The following is a 21,197-nucleotide window of genomic DNA, read 5'->3' as shown; positions in this document are numbered from 1 at the left end:
TTTCATTGTTATTTAAATACTAACTAATAGGGAACAAAACAGGGCAGAATTACCTATTCATAGTGATTCCCCACTTCCCGGATAGTGAGTACATTTGCAAGTATCTAAAATATAAGAGAAACAATGAAAATAGAAAAAATTATCGGACGTGAAATCCTCGACTCCAGAGGTAACCCCACAGTGGAAGTAGACGTAGTATTGGAATCAGGTATCATGGGACGTGCATCCGTTCCATCAGGTGCGTCAACCGGTGAACACGAAGCACTGGAATTGCGTGACGGTGACAAAAAACGTTACGGTGGAAAAGGTGTACTGAAAGCCGTAGAAAACGTAAACAATATTATCGCCCCGCATCTTATCGGCATGTCTTCTCTCGACCAGATGGGTATCGACCATGCCATGCTGGCACTGGACGGAACAAAAACCAAATCGAATCTGGGCGCTAATGCCATCCTCGGCGTATCACTTGCCGTAGCCAAAGCGGCAGCCAGCTATCTCAATATTCCTCTTTACAGATATATCGGTGGAACCAATACTTATGTATTGCCTGTTCCGATGATGAATATTATCAATGGCGGTTCACACAGTGACGCCCCGATCGCTTTTCAGGAATTTATGATCCGCCCTGTAGGTGCAAATTCATTCAAAGAAGGATTGCGCATGGGTGCAGAAGTATTCCACGCATTGAAGAAAGTATTAAAAGATCGCGGACTTAGTACTGCCGTAGGTGATGAAGGCGGTTTCGCTCCCAACCTCGAAGGTACCGAAGATGCACTGAATTCGATCATTGCCGCCATCAAAGCTGCCGGATACGAACCGGGTAAAGATGTAATGATTGCCATGGACTGTGCTTCTTCCGAATTCTACCACGACGGCATCTACGATTATACCAAGTTCGAAGGGGACAAAGGTAAAAAACGTACAGCCGACGAACAGATAGACTATTTGGAGAAACTGATCAACGAATACCCGATCGATTCTATCGAAGACGGTATGAGCGAAAATGACTGGGAAGGTTGGAGAAAACTGACCGAACGTATCGGTAGCCGCTGCCAGTTAGTAGGTGACGACTTGTTCGTAACCAATGTAGACTTCTTGGCTATGGGTATCGAAAAAGGTTGTGCCAACTCTATCCTGATCAAAGTAAACCAAATCGGTTCATTGACAGAAACATTGAATGCCATCGAAATGGCTCATCGTCATGGTTACACTACCGTAACTTCCCACCGTTCCGGTGAAACGGAAGATGCAACGATTGCAGACATTGCCGTAGCAACCAACAGTGGACAGATCAAAACCGGTTCATTGAGCCGTTCAGACCGTATGGCCAAATACAACCAACTTCTCCGTATTGAAGAAGAACTGGGCGACCGTGCCGTATACGGATACAAACGTTTGAAATAATTAAAACTGTTTGATAGATAATAAAGAGAGGTTTAGCTTTAGGAATATATTCCGGCTAAACCTCTCTTTTTATATTAAGAAGATAAAAATCTTCGTTTGATTACGAAAACGATACTTTATCAATCATCTTCCGGCCTACTCCATCACAATCTTATAAGTTTTCTGTTTTCCCGGAACCCCCGTTTCTATCCGGATCAGAACAACTTTCTCATTCAACGGACTCAAATCGAAATAGTTTCTACCTCCGGCAATCCCGTTTATTTTCTGCAATAGGGTTCCTCCCAATGTATAAAATGCCGCTTTCAAGCAATCCTCAGTTTCAACAACCACACGCTTGGCCTGTTTGTCGTAATAGCAACGGACAGAAGCATCATCTACTTTCTCTAAAGAAGTAATCTGATCCCAGTCTCCTTGCTGAAATCCGGAACTCATAGACTCATTGCAAACCACAATCGTCTCTCCCATCGAACTTTGTGCCCGTTCTTCCTGACTAGGTTGGCTCAATCATCGTAGTAAACAAAAAAAAGCACCCCGGCAGATACCGAGATGCTTTCTTTAATTTTGAGCCTCTTGTCGGATTCGAACCAACGACCCCGAGATTACAAATCACGTGCTCTGGCCAACTGAGCTAAAGAGGCGATTACTCAAAAAATGCAACCGTCACGTTCTAACGCGAGCGAAACGGCTGCAAATTTAGTTATTTATTTCTTTTCCGCAAAACATTTGCGAACTTTTTATTTACTACGTTGTTTTTCCTTGTATTTCACCAGTTGTTTTTCAAGCGCTTCTATGCAAACATCTACAGATTCCTCAAACGTATTACAGATTTTACTTGCATAAAACTCCCCATTCGGAACAAGCACTTTCACCCCTGCTTCCTTATTTTCAGCAGTCTCCGGCTTAGTTACCTTTAATGACACCTCTACTTTCTTTATATCTTCGTAATATTTCTCCAACTTAGACACTTTCTTCTGAATGAAAGCCTGCAATTGCTCTGTTGCATCAAAGTGAATCGATTGAATTCTAATTTCCATACTTACCTCCTTTTTTAAGCTCGTGGATGAGCCTGTTTATACACTTTTTTAAGTTCTTCAAACGTAGTGTGCGTATAAATCTCAGTAGTCGCCAAACTACTATGACCCAGAAGTTCTTTTACAGCCCCCAATTCCGCCTCATTATTCAGCATCGTTGTAGCAAAAGTATGCCTCAACACATGAGGACTTCGCTTCTTAAGCGTCACTACCTTCGAAAGGTTCCGTTTCACTAAATTATAGACCAGATTTTTATAAAGTCGCTCACCATTCTTTCTAACAAAAAAAGCGCCTCCGCTCTCTAAAACCTGCTCATTTCTTACATTGACATATTCCAACATGCCCTCTTTCAGTTCATCACCAAAAGGAATCAACCGCTGTTTGTTTCTTTTTCCCGTCACTTTCAAAAGAGAAGCAGAGAAATCAACATCTTTATCATCCAATCCAATTAATTCAGAAAGCCTTATACCGGTGGCATAAAACATTTCTATAATCAGATGATCCCGGCAACCCTCAAACCCTTCACCAAAATCCGTATCATCCAACAATCTATTCATTTCATTCTCTTTCAAAAAAGAAGGAAGTGGCTTTTTATTCTTCGGTCCTGTTATTTTTCGTAACGGATCCACAAGAACCACTTTTTTTTTCAAAAGGAATTTATAAAACGACCGGAGCGAACTCAGCTTACGATTCACAGAAGTCGAAGCATACCCCTTATCCATCAACGAAACAATCCATTCACGAATAAGTTCAGGCGTCACTTCTGCCGGATTGAAGTCTCCAATCTCTTCTTGTGCAAATTCCCGTGCAAATTCCCGTAATTGAGAAATATCCTCTCCGTAAGCTAAAACTGTTTTTTCAGAATAGTTCCGCTCATACCGAAGATAATCAAGAAAAGAATCTGTCAACATAACATCGCTACGTCTATAATTTTGCAACGAATGTATGAAAAGAATTCAATAATTCAAAGGAAATTACGAATTATTAATCTTCTACTTGCTGAAGTTTCTGAACATAAACTGCACGTTCTTTCTTAAGTCTTTTAGTTACAGACGGTTTATCAAACTGCTGTCTGCTTCTAAGTTCTTTTACGATACCAGTCTTTTCAAATTTTCTCTTCAAAGGAAATTACGAATTATTAATCTTCTACTTGCTGAAGTTGTTGTACGTAAACTGCACGTTCTTTCTTAAGTCTTTTAACTACAGACGGTTTATCAAACTGCTGTCTGCTTCTTAATTCCTTAACGATACCAGTTTTCTCAAATTTTCTTTTAAACTTCTTCAGCGCTTTTTCAATGTTTTCGCCTTCTTTTACAGGTACTACAATCATTTTGTTACTATTAAATATGTTATGGTTTAAAATTTCCGCAGTCAAATTGCGCCGCAAAATTACACATACTTTCTTTATTCACAAAACTTTCAGCAATTATTTCTCAAAATCAGTGTATAAGAACACTCTCACAAGCTATTTTCGCAGAAAAGTAGTATCTTTGAAAAAACTTATAATACCTTTTATATATATGCAACAAACGATTAAAGAACGAATACGTGCACTACGGATGATGCTTAAATCCGAAGCAATTAGTGCTTTCATCATCCCCAGTACCGACCCTCATTTAAGTGAATACGTAGCCTCCTACTGGAAAACCCGAGAATGGATTTCCGGATTTACAGGTTCTGCCGGAACCATTGTCATACTAAAAGATAAAGCCGGTTTGTGGACAGATTCCCGTTATTTTTTGCAAGCAGCCCAGCAACTGGAAGGAACAGACATCACTTTATACAAAGAGATGTTGCCGGAGACGCCGACAATCATCGAATTTATATGCCAAAATCTGCTCCCTGGGGAAACTGTAGGTATCGACGGCAAGATGTTTTCTGCCAACCAAGTAGAACAAATGAAACAAAAACTGGAAACGGCCAATGTCCATCTGAAAGATTATGGAGATTTACCAGGAAAAATATGGAATAACCGGCCGGATATGCCCGATGCACCAGCCTTCATATACGATCTCAAATATGCAGGAAAAAGTTGTGAAGAAAAAATAGCTTCCATACGTACAGAAATACAAAAGCAAGGAACCGACGGACTTTTTATTTCCGCCTTGGACGAAATAGCTTGGACTCTTAATCTGCGAGGAAGCGACGTACATTGCAATCCAGTTATAATCAGCTATTTGCTGATCACTCAAAATAATATAACTTTCTTTGTCTCTCCGCAAAAGATCACTGAAGAGATAAAAAACTATTTAGAAGAGCAACAAGTAAGTATACAACCTTACAGTGAAACAGAGGATTATTTAAGAAAACTAAATATCAAAAGCATATCACTCAATCCGAATCAAACAAACTATGCAATCTATTCTGCAATAAATCCCGCCTGCAGAATTAATCATTGTAATTCTCCCATAACTTTATTGAAAGCAATCCGCAATGAACAAGAAATAGCCGGCATCCATGCAGCTATGCGACGAGACGGCATAGCCTTGGTACGATTTCTTAAGTGGCTGGAAGAAGCAGTCGTTTCAGAGAAAGAAACCGAACTCAGCATAGACCAAAAACTACATGAATATCGGGCTGCTCAAACGCTATATATGGGAGAAAGCTTCGATACAATTGCCGGATACAGGGAACATGCCGCTATTGTACACTACTCCGCAACACCAGATACCAACGCTATTTTATATCCGAAAGGTTTTCTACTCATAGACTCGGGAGCACAATATTTAGACGGTACCACAGATATTACACGTACCATTGCTTTAGGAGAACTAACAGAGGAAGAGAAAACAGACTATACCTTAATACTAAAAGGTCACATAGCCTTAGCCATGGCTAAGTTTCCGGCAGGAACCCGCGGGAGCCAGCTCGATGTATTGGCAAGAATGCCGATATGGCAATATAAAATGAACTTTCTACATGGCACCGGTCACGGTGTAGGACATTTTTTAAGCGTACACGAAGGGCCTCAGAGTATCCGCATGAACGAAAATCCGGTCGTTCTTCAACCCGGCATGGTAACATCCAATGAACCCGGTGTATACAAAGCCGGGAAACATGGCATTCGGACTGAGAACCTGACTTTGGTACGTCGTGCAGGAGAAGGGATGTTCGGTGATTATCTGGAATTCGAGACAATCACACTCTGTCCTATATGTAAAAAAGGAATTATCAAAAAGATGCTCACAGAAGAAGAAGTGACATGGTTAAACACTTATCATCAAAATGTATATGACCAATTAGCACCGGACTTAAACGAAGAAGAAAAAATGTGGTTGAAAGAAGCCACTGCAGCAATCTAATAAAAATCAAAAGAATATGGCTTTAATAAAATCAGTAAGAGGATTCACTCCCGAAATCGGAGAGAATTGCTTCCTCGCCGACAATGCGGTTATTATCGGTGATGTAAAAACAGGACGTGATTGTAGTATCTGGTTCAGTACCGTATTACGTGGAGATGTTAACTCAATCCGTATCGGTAATGGGGTCAATATACAGGATGGCAGCGTACTCCATACACTATATGAGAAATCCACCATCGAGATAGGGGACCATGTATCCGTCGGACATAATGTTACCATTCACGGAGCCTGTATAAAAGATTATGCGCTAATAGGCATGGGCTCCACTCTACTCGATCACGCAGTCATCGGAGAAGGTGCCATCGTAGCAGCAGGTTCGTTAGTTTTAAGCAATACCGTTATCGAACCGGGAAGTATTTGGGGAGGTGTGCCGGCCAAATTCATTAAAAAAGTAGATCCGGAACAAGCCAAAGAGCTAAACCAAAAAATAGCCCATAATTATCTAATGTATTCTTCCTGGTATAAAGAAGAAAAATAAGCCCCCAAAGTGCCTAAATGCTTATAAAAGAAATCACCCACGCCGCAAACAAATTTGCAGCGTGGGTAATTTCGTTGAAAGAGAATTTTAGACATCTCTTTTTATAAACAGTTCTTAAAAGTTTATCATATGCAATATTCTCTCTGTTGCCCCGGCATTACTGGTGACATAATATCCGGCATTAGCTCCGGTTTCGCTCAAGAAAGCTTTATCAGAGAATAACCTGTCGAGCAATGCTTCCAACTCTTCATAGTTTTTAATTGAATATGCACCCTTTGCTTCAAGAAGTTGAACAGCCTCCATAAATTTCTGGTATTTAGGTCCGAATATTACCGGAATACCATAAACGGCAGCCTCCAATGTATTGTGAATACCAACTCCAAAACCACCGCCAATGTAAGCAATTTCACCGTAACGATAAATAGACGACAACAAACCATAACAATCGATTATGAGACAATCGGCTTTCAACACATTTTTTTCGTCAGCGCGTGTATATCGCACATAAGGTCTCTTCAATTTTCCTATAATCTCTACCAAATGATTTTCATCGATCACATGCGGAGCAATAATAAGTTTCATTTCCGGATGGGTATTGAAATACTCCAAAAATAAATCTTCATCCGGCCCCCATGAGCTTCCAGCAACAAACGTTGGTGAATGAGCCTTAAATTTCTCCACCAAAGGCAAATATTTGGCTTCTTCCCTAATCTGCAACACCCGATCGAAACGAGTATCACCAACCACCGTCACACGTGTAATTCCGATTTTTGACAGATACCGTTTAGAAGTCTCGTTCTGTACAAACAGATGATCAAAGTCTTTCAAAACATCACGATATGCGCCTCCATACCATTTAAAAAATATCTGCTCCCGGCGAAATATAGAAGAAACGCTATACACAGGAATACGGCGTCTATGCATTTCATCCAGATAATTTTTCCAGAATTCATACTTGATAAAGAAAGCCATACAAGGATTGATGATATCCAAGAACTTCTTCACATTGCGCGGCTTATCAAACGGCAGATAACAGACAATATCCGCCCCCCGGTAATTTTTGCGCACTTCATATCCCGATGGAGAAAAGAATGTCAACAATATCTTATAATCCGGATATTTCTCCCTTATCTTCTCAATCAACGGTCTGCCCTGCTCAAATTCACCTAAAGAAGCAGCATGAAACCATATATAGCGAACATCTTTCTCCACCTGTTGACGAAGAAGTTCGTATACCACCCAATGCCCTTTCATCATCTTCCGGGGCTTCCGGCTAAAGGGGGCGGCCAAATGTATCACAATGTCATAAAGGACTATTGCCAGATTGTAGAGCATATCGTTTTTATTACTTCAAAATCTCTACGGCACGCTTTATACGAGCCAATGTTTCTTCTTTACCCAACACCCATGAAATATCAAACATGTGCGGCCCTTTCCCTTCTCCTACCAATGTCAAACGAAATGCATTCATGATATTACCTGTATGGTAACCTTTTTCTGCAATCCAATCCATCACTATCTTCTCTTGACCTTCAATACTGAAATCTTCGATACCTGCCAATACCTCCGCCAATTCAGTCATACACTTGGCAGAATCCTCTTTCCAGCGTTTCTTCACCGTCTTCTCATCATATTCTACAGGAGCAACAAAGAAAAAGCTGCAAACATCCCACAATTCGCGAACAAAGCTGACCCGGTCTTTCATCATTCCCATCACAGTCACGACTTTTTCGAAAGGCACCTCTATCCCATGTTCTTTCAAGACAGGCACAAAAAGCTCGGCAATTTCTTCATTCGATTTCTGTTGAATATATTGATGATTGAACCAAATTCCTTTTTTATAGTCGAACTTGGCTCCCGACTTACTACAACGATGCAAATCGAAGAGCCCGATCAATTCATCCATTGACATCACTTCCTGATCATTTCCCGGATTCCATCCCAGCAAAGCAAGGAAATTGATAACAGCTTCAGGAAGATAACCCGATTCACGATAGCCTGACGACACCTCACCCGTTTTAGGATCATGCCACTCCAACGGGAATACCGGGAATCCCAAACGATCACCGTCACGCTTGCTCAACTTACCGTTTCCTTCCGGCTTCAACAGTAAAGGCAGATGTGCAAAAGCAGGCATCGTATCCTCCCAACCAAAAGCCCGGTAGAGCAACACATGCAAAGGTGCCGAAGGCAACCATTCTTCCCCACGAATCACATGGGAAACCTCCATCAAATGGTCATCCACTATATTTGCAAGATGGTAAGTAGGTAATTCATCAGCCGATTTGTAAAGCACCTTATCATCTAAAATAGAAGAATTTATAATCACCTCACCGCGAATCAGATCATCGACATGCACATCTTCATTGGGCTCTATTTTAAAACGAACCACATATTGTTTGCCTTCAGCAATTAACGCATCCACTTCTTCTTTCGAAAGGGTCAGCGAATTACGCATCATACCACGCGTGGAAGCATCATATTGAAAATTTGCAATCTCAGCACGTTTAGCATCCAACTCTTCGGGAGTATCAAAAGCAATATAAGCCTTGCCGTTATCCAATAATACTTTCACATACTTCTTGTATATTTCACGGCGTTCAGACTGGCGATACGGGCCATACTCTCCTCCAAAGCTCACCCCCTCATCAAAATGAATTCCCAGCCATTTAAAAGACTCGAGGATATATTCTTCAGCTCCCGGAACGAAACGGTTCGAATCAGTATCTTCAATACGGAAAATCATATCGCCTCCGTGCTGACGAGCAAAGAGATAATTATACAAAGCTGTACGCACACCACCGATGTGCAATGCCCCTGTCGGGCTCGGAGCAAAGCGAACTCTTACTTTTCTTTCTGCCATAATTTGGGTTAGTATAGGTAAATCGCCGCAAAATTAAACTTTTTTTTCCACACGATTGTTTTTTTTTGTACTTTTCGCAAAAAATTCAAAGGATATGAATCATCTCAAGAAAAAAAAGAGCTTCTCTTACAGAGATTTATTGTACAAAGCACTGATATTTGTGGCTACAGTAACAGTTATTGTATACTTTCTGCCTCGAGACGGTAAATTCAACTATCAGTTTGACATTAACAAGCCTTGGAAATACGGACAGTTGATCGCCACCTTCAATTTTCCGATCTACAAAGACAATGAAGTGGTAAAACGCGAACAAGACAGTCTGCTAAGTACTTTCCAACCTTACTACCAATTAGATAAAAATATAGAAACAAATGCCCTCAACAAGCTGAAAGAAGATTACCATAACCATCTTAAAGGCATCCTTCCCTCAACGGATTATATTCGCTATATCGAACGGACGCTAAAAGATATTTATACTTCCGGCATCCTATCAACAGAAGATGCCCAAAGCCTGAATAAGGACAGTACGGAATACATCAGAAAAATAGACAATAAACTGGCAAAGTCGCAAGCCATATCCGGCACTTATACCGTAAAGAAAGCATATGAACATCTACTGTCTGCCGATACAGCCCATTATAACCGGAATATTCTGCGACAATGTGCTCTCAATGAATACATTTTCCCCAATCTGATTTATGATCAAGAACGTTCCGAAAGTACAAAAAAAGAAATTCTGGACAATTATTCCTGGTCGAATGGAGTGGTAGTCAGCGGACAAAAAATCATAGACCGCGGAGAGATTGTAGACCAAGGAACATACAACATATTGGAATCCCTTCGGAAAGAATCCATCAAACGGAGTGAATCACTCGGCCAAAAGCGTCTGATCTTAGGAGGTCAGATCCTTTTTGTCAGTATCTTCATACTCTGCTTCATGCTCTATTTGGAGTTATTCCGCAAAGACTATTACCAGCGCAAAGGTAGCTTGTCTCTCCTCTTTATTCTCATTGTTTTCTACAATGTAATCACTGCATTAATGGTGACGCATAACATATCCAATGTATATATCTTGCCTTATGCAATGCTTCCCATCATCATACGGGTATTCCTCGATTCCCGTACAGCTTTTCTTACACATGTCATTACCATACTGATCTGTTCGATAACACTGCGGTTCCCGCACGAATTCATCTTAGTTCAGTTGGCCGCCGGCCTGGTTGCCATCTTCAGTTTACGGGAATTATCACAAAGATCACAGCTTTTCCGTACTGCGCTTTTGGTCATATTAACTTATGCCACCATTTATTTTGCTATCGAACTGATCACAGAAAACGATCTATCGAAGCTGAATGTCCGCATGTATACCTATTTTATCACTAACGGAATCCTATTATTGTTTGCATATCCTCTTCTATTTTTACTGGAAAAGACATTCGGATTCACATCTAATGTAACATTGGTAGAGCTATCGAACATCAACACCGATCTGCTCCGCCAAATGTCCGAAACTGTACCTGGAACTTTCCAACACTCGATGCAAGTAGCCAATCTTGCCGCAGAAGCGGCTATCCGCATAGGTGCCAAAAGCCAACTCGTGCGTACCGGTGCCTTATATCATGACATAGGAAAAATGGAAAACCCTGCGTTTTTTACAGAAAACCAGTCCGGAGGAGTAAACCCACATAAAAACTTGAGCTATGAACAGAGCGCACAGGTAGTAATCAGCCATGTGACGGACGGTCTTAAACTAGCAGAAAAACATAATCTTCCTAAAGCCATAAAAGATTTTATCAGTACCCATCATGGACGTGGAAAAACAAAATTCTTCTATATCTCCTGGAAAAATGAACATCCCGGCGAAGAGCCTGACGATGAGAAATTCACTTACCCGGGTCCCAACCCTTTCTCTAAAGAAACCGCTATACTGATGATGGCAGATGCAGTAGAAGCCGCTTCACGCAGTTTACCCGAATACACGGAAGAGAGCATCAGCAATCTGGTAGAGAAAATCATCGATTCACAGATGGAAGAAGGTTACTTTAAAGAATGTCCTATCACTTTTAAGGATATCGCAACCGTTAAAGCTGTTTTTAAAGAGAAACTAAAAATGATTTATCACACTCGTATCAGTTATCCGGAATTAAAAAATGAAAACAACCCTCCCCGAACAAAAACAAGCTGAGAAGTTACTGCAACGCAACAAAATACAGCTTCACGATATTAAGAGTTTCAGTTTTATGGAACGTTATCATCAGGCACCTCGTAAAGACAGTCGTGTTTCAAAAGATAAATATGGTGCAGGAATACTTACCCTGCATCTAATACAAAGTGCTGACAAGTCGATCTACTTGACCCCATTTCGACATCCGACGTCTGTCATCCGTTATCTGGTGTCAAACGGAATACCATTTGACAATTATAGACCGGGAAAGAGAGCGGCAGAAATGATTGTGCCGGAAAAGAAATATTGCCGATCCTCTCTCTACATGCTCTACTTTGTCTCATTGTTCATTGCATTTGCCGTACTGGGATGTAGAATGATTATTTCCGGCGTATTATGGGGAATTATTCCGGGAAGCTTTTTTCTCGTTTTAAGTGCTTTCCTACTATATGCACTATTAGCCCGTTTCGGTTACATAACTTTAACCAACGACATGATTACCATACACAGTATCGGCCGGAAAGTATCATTCCCATACAGTAACCTGCAAAAGGTGAATTTTGATTATGCGCGCGAACAAACGTTCACTTATACTATGGAAGTATTAGACAATGACTACAATTATCATTTATATTATATAGGAAGAGTTCCCCGTAAAAAACTGGGAGAGATCACAAAATATCTACAGCAAGTCGGTATCGACGCCACCTGCTACATAGAGCAAGACAAACGTTTCTACCGAGACTTGTACAGTAGACATTAATACCTAACAACCAAGCTTCTCCAACAAACCGGAACAGGCATCTTCAAGTATATCGAGAACGTATTCAAACCCCTCAGCCCCTCCATAGTACGGATCGGGAACATGATCGGCCGGAATACGCCTACAGTATTCCGTCATACGGTGTATCTTCTTCTGCTCCTCAACCCCCGGAGCACGCTCTTGTAAATCGTCTATATTACGGTCGTCCATCCCGATAATAAGGTCAAAGTTATAAAAGTCTTCCGTACGTACCGGTCTGGAACGATGCACAAGCTTATAACCACGGCGGGCAGCATGAGCACGCATTCTACTATCGGGCAGTTCTCCTTCATGATAAGCCAAAATACCAGCCGAATCAATTACAAACTCTTTTTCCAGTCCGGCTTCTTTCAATAAGTGAAGCATCACCCCTTCGGCCGTAGAGGAACGACATATATTTCCCAGACAAACAAACAGTATCTTCTTCATATATAAATAATGTGACAATTAATAATGTGCCAATATGCCAATTAAATAATATGCCAATGTGCCGTTCGGCATGATAGTGCAGCCAATTGGCACATTGGCACATTAGCATATTGGCATATTATTAATTGGCACATCATTAAAACGAATTCAAAATTTCATTTGCACGATTTACGGTCACGGCAGCAGGAATCTCCGGAAAATCCTCCAGACGGAAAGTAGACAGCATCTTTTCTATCTTCTTCCAACCGTTCTTATTTCCCTTATCCAAGAACTCCTTACGCAATATGGTTATTTTTTCATGTGCCTGAATACCCTCTATCAATTTTTCAAAACGAATGGAACTACGAGCCCCCGGATACACCAGATAAGTATCACCACCGGCCCATGTCTTGAACCGTGAATCGAGCAAGGGCTCAAGAGGCCAGCTATTGTATGCCCAACGTAAATACCCGTCCAGATGTTTCTGAGCCGAATAGAAACTCATCCATACCGCCTCTGCCGGATCCGAAAAAGTGAACGTATTCGGATACGCTTCTGCACAAGATGTATAATAGGTCGTCAGTTTATTCTCCGAAGCGCGACGCATACGCACATCCACCGGAAACTCCTGTCCGATACAGATACAATAATCATAAAGAGCCGGTTCTATTTCCGCATGATAGTTCCCGGCCAGAGAAACTTTAAATTCCGGATCAGCCTTTCGAATAACCGCCAAAGTTTTCTGCATAACCTCCATTGGCCGCTCGTCCATTGCTATCGTACAAATACCAAACCAACCCTTTTCACGTAAATGCCGTGAAAAAGAAGATAACATAGCTATCCACATTTCCTCATATTCTTTCTCTCCCGGAGCCGTCTTCACAGACTTCATACTATTGGTAGCCTGATCGAAATACTGAAATGAAAGTTCCCACGGTACCATTGAATAACAGTTTATCTGCCGGTCAATGCCAACACTCATCATGAACTCCACCCAACGGTCGAACACAGTATAGTCAAAGCCCCAAGTACCGTCTGCCTTTTTCATCCAGGTTACCATCGTTTCAAAAAAGTCCTCCGTCTGCCCGTTCCAAGGTTTATGCATAATACTTGCCGTAATTATTTTCTGACCGGCATCTGCCAACATTTTCATCAACGGACGCATGGCATCCAAATGAGCCTGACTCCAGAGCGGAACCTGATAGTAGCGGGCCACAGCAAACGGATTCTGCCAAAGATCCAAATGATAAGTCCATTCTGAAGGTACAGGCAACACGCGGTCAGAAACATGAATTTCCAATTTTAACTTGCCTAACAAACGGTCGCCGTCTTTAACACACACCTCTCCTTTATAAATACCGGGAGCAGCCGACTGCGGTATTTGGCACTTCACCCAAACCGGTTGTGTAGTCATAGCCTCAAGCAATCCGCTTTGCAGCATATGATCTATCGGATCGGCCACTAACAAAGAATCATACAGTGAATGGTCAGGACGATGTCCGCAAGCCCCTTTTCCATCTTTGTTCAACTCATCCGTCATCACATAACGTACAAAACCGATATTCCAGGCATCAGAGGGAAGTAGCCCTCCTTTATTGTTTTTTAAATCAGAAAGCGTACATTTCAAATTCTCCACTTCACTACCGGTCCATACAACGGCTTGAGCATTTACCTTTTCACCCCGCCAAGCATGTAGACGAAGTGTATTTTGCTGTTTCAACTGCGGCACTTTATGTTTTGCATAACGCACATCCGTACTACCCCAAGAGACATGCGGAGTCTTAACCATAGCCCATTCCCGGGGCACGGGCTGCATCGGATCGGGTAATTCCGTATAAGTCAAAACCGGAAAAGGCGTCTGCCCCGTAGGTACTCCACACTGAGTGACTCCCTGCTGTGCAGAAAGCACTCCAAAACTCAATAGACAAGAAAATAATGATAAGGTTATTCGCTTCATAGCTTCTATTTTAAGGATAAATATATATTCAAATTACATGGGATCTACATCATAATACACAATCAACGATTTGAAACGCTCATCTTCAATCATTTCCCGTTGTACTTGCAACAACAACTCCCTGGCACGCCCCATCGATGCATTATATTCTATCTTCACGATTATCTTTTTTATAAAAAGAGTCTGTATCCGGCCTACCGGCGGCTTATCCGGTCCTAACACACGCGCCCCGAATACAGTACGCAACTTTCCCGCCATCACATCAGCCATCTGTTCCAACAGGATCTCATTCCGATTTTTCAGATAAACATACACCAGACGATAATAAGGCGGATAGTGAAACATCTGCCTTTCGGCAAGTTGGCCGGCAACCATCTGTTCATAATCGTTCGCCATCACCTGAGCAATGATAGGATGGTCGATACTTTTGGTCTGTAAAATGACACGCCCCTGTTTGTTTTTCCTTCCGGCACGCCCGGCAACCTGTGCCATCAACTGAAAAGCCCGTTCATATGAACGAAAATCAGGATAATTCAGCATCGTATCCGCATTAAGAATACCTACCACACTTACATGATCAAAATCCAACCCTTTCGATACCATTTGCGTACCGATAAGTATATCCGTTTTCCCCTGTTCAAAATCAGCAATAATCTTTTCATAAGCCGAGCGGGTACGGGTGGTATCCAAGTCCATACGTGCTACGGAAGCTTCAGGAAAAGCTATTTTTATATCATCTTCGATTTTCTCGGTTCCAAAACCACGGTTCACCAACTCTACCCCATCACAAGCAGGACACGAACGAGGCAACTGATAGGTATATCCGCAATAATGGCATGTCAGTTGATTGATTCCTTTATGATAAGTCAGACTAACATCGCAATTTTTACACTTCGGTACCCACCCACAAGTACGGCACTCGATCATCGGAGCAAATCCACGCCGGTTCTGAAACAAGATTACCTGTTCTTTCTGATCCAATGCTTCACGTATATATTGAATAAGCAGGGGAGAAAATTGACCGATCATCCGCTTCTTACGATGCAATTCCTTTATATCGACAGGAAGAATCTCCGGCAATCGGATTTCCTGATACCGCTCTTTCAATTCAACCAGCCCGTATTTTCCGTTAGTAGCATTGTACCAGGTTTCCACAGACGGCGTAGCAGTTCCCAACAAAACCTTCGCCCCATACATAGCTGCCAACACAATAGCAGCATTACGGGCATGATAGCGCGGTGCCGGATCCTGTTGTTTATACGTATTTTCATGTTCTTCGTCCACAATCACCAGACCAAGATTACGAAACGGCAAAAAAACAGAAGAACGTACTCCCAATATTATATCGTATCCTTTATCTCCCAATTGTTTCTGCCATATCTCCACCCGTTCAGCATCCGGAAACTTAGAATGGTAGATTCCCAATCGAGTGCCGAACACCCGTCTTAACCGTTCTGTTATCTGTGTAGTCAATGCAATTTCCGGCAATAGATACAACACCTGTTTGCCCTGCCTGATCACTTCATCAATCAGGTGAATGTAGACTTCCGTTTTTCCACTGGAAGTAACCCCGTGAAGCAAACAGACACTTTTCTCAAGAAACACTTCCGTTATTTCACCGTAAGCGCGCTGCTGATGTTCATTTAGCGGATTAAGTGAAAAAGTTTCACCACCACAACCATTCAGACGTCCGATTTCATGATAATATATTTCAAATATCTTTTTCTCTACCAATCCGTTCAATATGGAAGGAGAAACACCGGCACGCTGCAAAAGCTCCTTTTTGGAAACCTCTTTTACAGTACCCTTACCCATTACCCCCGAAAGCTCGACATACTTCATTAACAATGCTAATTGTTTAGGCGCACGGGATAAAATATCAAATAAGATGTGCAACCGCCTCTCATCGGCTTCTCCGGTCAACCGAACGCGAGCTTCCGTTTTCGGCTTATAAGTTCTTCTGAGTTCTTCTTTTACAAAAATAGCTTCTTTATCAAGCAGAGATTTTACTACGGTAAGAATGTTTTTAATTCCGCTTTCCTTTTCAAGTTTAGTAACGCATTGTTCCGGATCTACAGATAGCAAGTCGAGAATCAATTGTTCCCTTTCCGAGAGCCGCACTTCCGACTCGAAATCCGGATTATACTCCACTATGGTTTCACTCTCCAGTTTTAACCCGGAAGGTAACGCAGCCTTGTAAACATCTCCTTGCGTACAAAGATAATAATCGGCCAGCCATTCCCAAAACTTAAACTGAACCGGCAATAATACAGGAGTAGCATCCAGTACAGCAGAAATTTCCTTCACTTCATACTCCGCAGGTGCGTAATAATGTACATTACAAACAATAGCCGTATAGAATTTCTTTCGCCCGAACGGTACCACAACACGGCACCCCGGTTCTATATCCTCAGCACTGTCATCCGATAAAGAATAAGTGAAACTCCTTGGAAGCGGTAACGGTAATATGACATCGACGTATTTCTTCATTGCGGATACAAAGATACAAAAAAAGAGGCTCCCGCTTAGCAGGAGCCTCTATGTTTAGTTGTTAAAGAAAATATCTTTAAAAAATGTAAGCGGCAGAAACTTGCCAAGTCTTGGTTTTAGCACCGCCCAGAGCATGCCCTACAGCTTCCAATGAAAAGCTGTCCCCCAATGGGATATTATAATTCGCACCTATTTGGAGATGTCCCAACAACTTCACACCAGCTCCCACGTTTATACCAACTTGTGCACGTTTTTTCTTAGCCTCAGCTATATTTGCCACACTTTTATCCTTAGAGATATCAAAATAGAAATCAGGACCGGCGGCTATATAAATACCAAACAGGCTTCCCAAACCTATATTATATTTCAAATTTACAGGAATATCAAAACCGTACTGTTTAGAAGCATCACTATCAGCCTTCACACCTTTCTGAGAAAACAATAACGAGCCGTCTACACCGAGCCCCACCACTGGAATCGTAAATTCTGCCATCGGCCCGATAAAGAAACCAGCCATATTATCTGATTTCAGCAAATCACTATCGAAAGTAACCTTCGAAACATTCAAACCACCTTTAACACCCCATTTAAGTTGTGCCTGAGCGGGCATAGCCATAGCGATACATACAGCTACCAATAATACATTAATAATTCTTTTCATAAATCAAATTGTATTTAAAATCCGATACAAAGATATGTATTTAAAAATTAAAAACACAAATTAGAACTATTTTGTTCATCGTCTTTGTCTTCGAACCGATGCTTTCGGTGCTGCAGACTCGCGCTTAGATCCTTGACGAGCGCTGGAAGAAGATTTTTCGCGTCCTTTCTTTTTCGAATTCGTTTTCACCGCTTCTTGTGGTTCGGCCGCTCCCTGCTCAACGTTTGCCCCCTCTTCTCCTTTAGTAGCCGTTTTGGCAGCTTTCTTTGTAGTTACCTTTTCTTTGGCCGTTTGTTTGGCTACTGTCGAAAGAGTATCGGAACCATACAAATGCTTCTCAAAACTAACCAATTCAGCCTCAATACGCTTTTGCTCTGCCGTCATTGCACTATCCGTTTTACAATACTCAGCCAATGGACGATTCTGTAGATTGGTAGTTTTATAAATCTCACCGGCATATTGACGGGTTACAAAGAAATCATCCATACTACGGTTAGCTACATTATTAAAATTACTGGCCATTACCATGGCTCCATTCAGATAAGGTGCAAGATCCTTATAATCAATCCAGAACATAGGCAATTTGACCCGTTCCGAGCTAAAATCCTCCGAACGGTGATACACCGGGCAAATAGCTGTTATTACCGAACCATATGTTGAAGTTCTCTGATCGAAATACCACACTTCTTTAATGAAATAACTCAATATATCGGCAGAGGGCACATCACTATTATCAATCATCAGCACACTGTCTTTCCGATTCTTCAGCTTTTTCTGTTCGTAATAAATGCTGAAACGATCCAGCACGTCACGGAATTTTATTTCATTATCTGCAGTCAACCGTTCAGTTCCATCCAGCATATACTCATAAGCCGGAATCTTCTTCTGTGCCAGCAATTTAAAGATCAGTGTAAAAAGATTCATCCTATCTCCGATAGGTTCGACAGGATAGTACAGGGCACCGTTCTCCTCCTTCGTCATATCCAATGTACGATAAATCTCACGCGTCCATACCACGTCCTGTGGAAGCGCTTTCGAATGAGGATATCTCGTCTGAGCACGAACAGAAAGTTCGTTAGCACTCTTATCCTCTTCCTGAGCAGCGCGTGCTTTCGGTTGCGCCCATGTGGGAAGCGTACCCAACAATAATGCAACTCCAACAGCTATAATAATCTTACGTTTCATCATTCGTAACTCGTAATTTTAATTCTTTACTAATTTACTATTACTTCCAACGTCGTAGGCAATGACCGTTCTACACCGTCCGGTCCTTTAGCACGTACCCGGGAGATATAAAACCGTTTTCCGCGGGATAAACGCCGGAACATATCTTTCTGACGGGATGAGAAATTAGAGCCGGACGAAACTTCCGGAACCGCATTACCCATATTATCAAAAAAAGTAGTTTCAAAGCCAAGTACCTGGAAGTTTATATTCAACAGTCCGTCATCGATAGCAGCAACAATACCTTCCGTATTCATCAACACAGCTTTCGACAATCCGCTTCCACCTCTATAACGCTTCAAATTACCGTTAGCATCCTTATATTCAATGAACGGAGAAGGGTCGGGCAATTGGCGCACCCGGTAAGAATGATCACCCATCACCTGTGTACGTCCGTCTACTGTTGCAGTGACCCGTATCACGGCCTCTTTACCGATGGTTGCAGGCCGTGCCACATATCCATTGGCTACCCGCTGCAGGGTACCATTCCCATTCACAATGCTTGCCTGCACCTGCCCGCTCGGTACTCCCGGAACAGATATACTGATCGGGTTGTCATATCCGGCATACAATACATTCATCAATGTTGCCGACACCGTAGCAGAAGGTTCTACCACCGTATATTTCTGTGAAAAATCACGCCGCAACACATCTCCGTTTCCATGATTCAACTCCAGATATCCGGCAAGCGTAAATTCCCCTGTATTGTTGCATACCGTTTCATAAAAGCCATGAGCCTCTTCCGGTAATTGCTTGTCACCGATAAATATAGAAGGACGCTGAGTCGTATCTACGGCTGCCAAAATAATCTGTGCACTCAACTTTCCTCCCCGCACAACATTCTGCGAACTTGGAATCACATAGGCATTGATCTGGTTCACACGTACATCATGTACATCGATATCTTTTGTCAGCGTATGGAGGACTTCCCCCTCGGCATAGCGCACATCACTCTGCAATTTGGTCAGCAATGTAACGGCAGCTGCAACCGGAGTACCTTCAAAAAGACGGGGAATATTCAACGTAAGATTATCACTAATAATTTTTTTCTGCACCGGATCTTCTATCAGTGCCAAAATTTCATTTTTATATTGACTTATGCCTAATGCCAACTCTTTACCTTTCCCGGTACGCGGAGAAAACATCACATAGGAAGCTGCTTCCAAATCTTCCTGATTCGATTCGTTGATCTTTGCCTTTAAATCTCCTACAAAAACATAGAGCGAGTCGGATATCCGCTTTACATGCATTGCTTTCTCATACCACGGCCCCACTTTCTCCGGATTCTTCTCCATATATTCCGCCAGCGAATTATAAAGAGAACGGTTCTGTTCGGCAGAGTTGGAGGTAGAACGCGTCAGGCTTTCGTCCACAAGAGTAAAACCACGCAACACATCCGATGATACGTTGAGTGCCAGCAATGCCATAAGAACGATATACATAAGGTTTATCATCTTCTGGCGCGGTGTCTGTGATCCAAAACTCATAATCGTTCTTTTTTATTTAGAAGTCATAGCCTGCAACATACGAGCATATACTTCATTAAGTTCTTCAATCTGACGAGCCATTCTGCGGGTTTGTTCATGTACCTGATCGATGGTTCCTATCTGTGTGCTGACACTACGCAACTGCATTTCGTAGATAGCATTGATACCGGCAAGGTTCTTGCTGAGCATATTCATCTGTTCTGTGTCTTGTGAAACACTTTGTGCCTGCTCTGTACAACGGGAAAGCATCTCGGTCATTGCTTTCAACTGCTCCAAATAAGCTGTGGTAGCTTCCTCCATTTCCGGTGTGATAGGCGGGGCCGACGGAGCAGTAGGAGCAGGCTGAACAGTTTGAACAGGCTGAATTGGCTGAACCGGCTGGCCGGCAGGCATCGGAGATATATTCTGAGAACCGGTCTGTATCGGAGTACCCGCCTGCATAGCACTTCCTCCTTGCACCACTACAATCGAAGGGCCTCCCCCTGCAATCCTATTTCCGGCAGGTACATCATCCGCAGACGACATTCCGGAAAATTCCGTATTATCGGCAACAGCATCACCGGACACAATATTTCCGGCTTGTATGTTTCCTCCCAATGATACAGAAGCCCCTGCATTGGTGCCATCCCTTTTCACTCCCGAAAGATCGAAAGCCGAAAGGAAAAATATCAAAACCTCCGTACCCATCCCGGCAAATAGCATAAAGTTAGCTCCCGGCAAATGAGTCAACTTAAAAAGTGTACCCATAATTACAACCGATGCTCCCCAATTATAAGCATAATTCATAATCGTCTGTCCTTTAGGAGTAGACATAAAATCTTGTATTTTCTGCCGCAGGCTTCTCTTGTTTTCTCTATTTGTCATAA

General features: G+C 42.2%; 19 protein-coding genes and 1 tRNA gene. 5 read left to right on the top strand and 15 right to left on the bottom strand.

Translation table 11 applies throughout. The features are described from left to right. Positions 1–123: 123 nt before the first annotated feature. Complete coding sequence (gene eno / locus QVP90_RS00850; RefSeq protein WP_021935432.1) at positions 124–1,404, top strand: phosphopyruvate hydratase; 1,281 nt, start codon at positions 124–126, stop codon at positions 1,402–1,404. Positions 1,405–1,539: 135 nt separating this feature from the next. On the opposite strand, the gene QVP90_RS00845 is transcribed toward eno, so the two are convergent. From QVP90_RS00845 to rpsU (QVP90_RS00820), 6 genes are all read right to left on the bottom strand, one after another. Then, positions 1,540–1,908 (bottom strand): hypothetical protein, encoded by a 369-nt coding sequence (locus tag QVP90_RS00845; RefSeq protein WP_264381033.1) that lies wholly within the window; start codon positions 1,906–1,908, stop codon positions 1,540–1,542. 60 nt (positions 1,909–1,968) lie between these two features. Next, positions 1,969–2,042: transfer RNA gene (locus QVP90_RS00840), tRNA-Thr, on the bottom strand. A 96-nt stretch (positions 2,043–2,138) separates the two neighbouring features. Further along, the gene (hpf, locus tag QVP90_RS00835) at positions 2,139–2,438 is read right to left on the bottom strand and encodes a ribosome hibernation-promoting factor, HPF/YfiA family (RefSeq protein WP_005928976.1); all 300 of its coding nucleotides are present in this window, start codon (positions 2,436–2,438) and stop codon (positions 2,139–2,141) included. A gap of 14 nt (positions 2,439–2,452) precedes the next feature. After that, positions 2,453–3,346, bottom strand: coding sequence for a tyrosine recombinase XerC (gene xerC / locus QVP90_RS00830; protein ID WP_021935430.1), 894 nt, complete (start codon positions 3,344–3,346; stop codon positions 2,453–2,455). A gap of 73 nt (positions 3,347–3,419) precedes the next feature. After that, positions 3,420–3,557, bottom strand: a complete 138-nt coding sequence (rpsU, locus tag QVP90_RS00825; RefSeq protein WP_288203624.1) for a 30S ribosomal protein S21 — start codon at positions 3,555–3,557, stop codon at positions 3,420–3,422. 16 nt (positions 3,558–3,573) lie between these two features. After that, the gene (gene rpsU, locus QVP90_RS00820; RefSeq protein WP_007212050.1) at positions 3,574–3,765 is read right to left on the bottom strand and encodes a 30S ribosomal protein S21; all 192 of its coding nucleotides are present in this window, start codon (positions 3,763–3,765) and stop codon (positions 3,574–3,576) included. Between the two features lie 190 nt (positions 3,766–3,955). Here rpsU (QVP90_RS00820) and QVP90_RS00815 point away from each other — a divergent pair, with 190 nt between their 5' ends. Together QVP90_RS00815 and QVP90_RS00810 are read left to right on the top strand one after the other, a co-directional pair. Continuing rightward, entirely contained in the window at positions 3,956–5,737 is a 1,782-nt protein-coding gene (locus QVP90_RS00815) for an aminopeptidase P family protein (RefSeq protein ID WP_021935428.1), read from the top strand. 16 nt (positions 5,738–5,753) lie between these two features. After that, entirely contained in the window at positions 5,754–6,275 is a 522-nt protein-coding gene (locus tag QVP90_RS00810) for a gamma carbonic anhydrase family protein (RefSeq protein WP_005928970.1), read from the top strand. A gap of 114 nt (positions 6,276–6,389) precedes the next feature. Here the strand turns inward: QVP90_RS00810 and QVP90_RS00805 are convergent, their stop codons facing one another. Further along, positions 6,390–7,610 (bottom strand): 3-deoxy-D-manno-octulosonic acid transferase, encoded by a 1,221-nt coding sequence (locus QVP90_RS00805; protein ID WP_021935427.1) that lies wholly within the window; start codon positions 7,608–7,610, stop codon positions 6,390–6,392. Positions 7,611–7,620: 10 nt separating this feature from the next. Further along, the gene (gene gltX, locus QVP90_RS00800; protein WP_005928962.1) at positions 7,621–9,138 is read right to left on the bottom strand and encodes a glutamate--tRNA ligase; all 1,518 of its coding nucleotides are present in this window, start codon (positions 9,136–9,138) and stop codon (positions 7,621–7,623) included. A 94-nt stretch (positions 9,139–9,232) separates the two neighbouring features. Between gltX and QVP90_RS00795 the strand changes: the two genes are divergently transcribed. Together QVP90_RS00795 and QVP90_RS00790 are read left to right on the top strand one after the other, a co-directional pair. After that, complete coding sequence (locus QVP90_RS00795; protein WP_021935426.1) at positions 9,233–11,323, top strand: HD family phosphohydrolase; 2,091 nt, start codon at positions 9,233–9,235, stop codon at positions 11,321–11,323. After that, the gene (locus QVP90_RS00790) at positions 11,289–12,065 is read left to right on the top strand and encodes a hypothetical protein (protein WP_005928956.1); all 777 of its coding nucleotides are present in this window, start codon (positions 11,289–11,291) and stop codon (positions 12,063–12,065) included. Before QVP90_RS00795 ends, QVP90_RS00790 begins: the two co-directional genes overlap by 35 nt. Before the next feature lie 3 nt (positions 12,066–12,068). Here QVP90_RS00790 and QVP90_RS00785 read toward each other — a convergent pair whose 3' ends face one another. From QVP90_RS00785 to gldL, 7 genes are all read right to left on the bottom strand, one after another. Continuing rightward, the gene (locus QVP90_RS00785) at positions 12,069–12,533 is read right to left on the bottom strand and encodes a low molecular weight protein-tyrosine-phosphatase (RefSeq protein WP_005928953.1); all 465 of its coding nucleotides are present in this window, start codon (positions 12,531–12,533) and stop codon (positions 12,069–12,071) included. A gap of 136 nt (positions 12,534–12,669) precedes the next feature. Beyond that, positions 12,670–14,469 carry a DUF4091 domain-containing protein gene (locus QVP90_RS00780; RefSeq protein ID WP_021935425.1) on the bottom strand — a complete coding sequence of 600 codons (1,800 nt, stop codon included), beginning with the start codon at positions 14,467–14,469 and terminating at the stop codon, positions 12,670–12,672. A gap of 33 nt (positions 14,470–14,502) precedes the next feature. Further along, positions 14,503–16,959 (bottom strand): replication restart helicase PriA, encoded by a 2,457-nt coding sequence (priA, locus tag QVP90_RS00775; RefSeq protein WP_007480064.1) that lies wholly within the window; start codon positions 16,957–16,959, stop codon positions 14,503–14,505. A gap of 76 nt (positions 16,960–17,035) precedes the next feature. After that, complete coding sequence (locus tag QVP90_RS00770) at positions 17,036–17,620, bottom strand: porin family protein (RefSeq protein WP_005928944.1); 585 nt, start codon at positions 17,618–17,620, stop codon at positions 17,036–17,038. A 75-nt stretch (positions 17,621–17,695) separates the two neighbouring features. After that, a complete protein-coding gene (gene gldN, locus QVP90_RS00765) occupies positions 17,696–18,808 on the bottom strand; it encodes a type IX secretion system protein PorN/GldN (protein WP_005928942.1) in 1,113 nt (370 codons plus the stop codon). 26 nt (positions 18,809–18,834) lie between these two features. Next, positions 18,835–20,331, bottom strand: coding sequence for a type IX secretion system protein PorM/GldM (gene gldM / locus QVP90_RS00760; RefSeq protein WP_005928940.1), 1,497 nt, complete (start codon positions 20,329–20,331; stop codon positions 18,835–18,837). Between the two features lie 12 nt (positions 20,332–20,343). Beyond that, positions 20,344–21,195, bottom strand: a complete 852-nt coding sequence (gene gldL / locus QVP90_RS00755) for a T9SS inner membrane protein PorL/GldL (RefSeq protein WP_021935424.1) — start codon at positions 21,193–21,195, stop codon at positions 20,344–20,346. Positions 21,196–21,197: the final 2 nt, after the last annotated feature.

This window comes from Bacteroides sp. CAG:189 (genome assembly GCF_000432295.1).
GTDB classification, from domain to species: domain Bacteria; phylum Bacteroidota; class Bacteroidia; order Bacteroidales; family Bacteroidaceae; genus Bacteroides; species Bacteroides salyersiae.
Note: the sequence above shows the minus strand (reverse complement) of the source record. Positions and strands in the feature narration are given on the sequence as shown.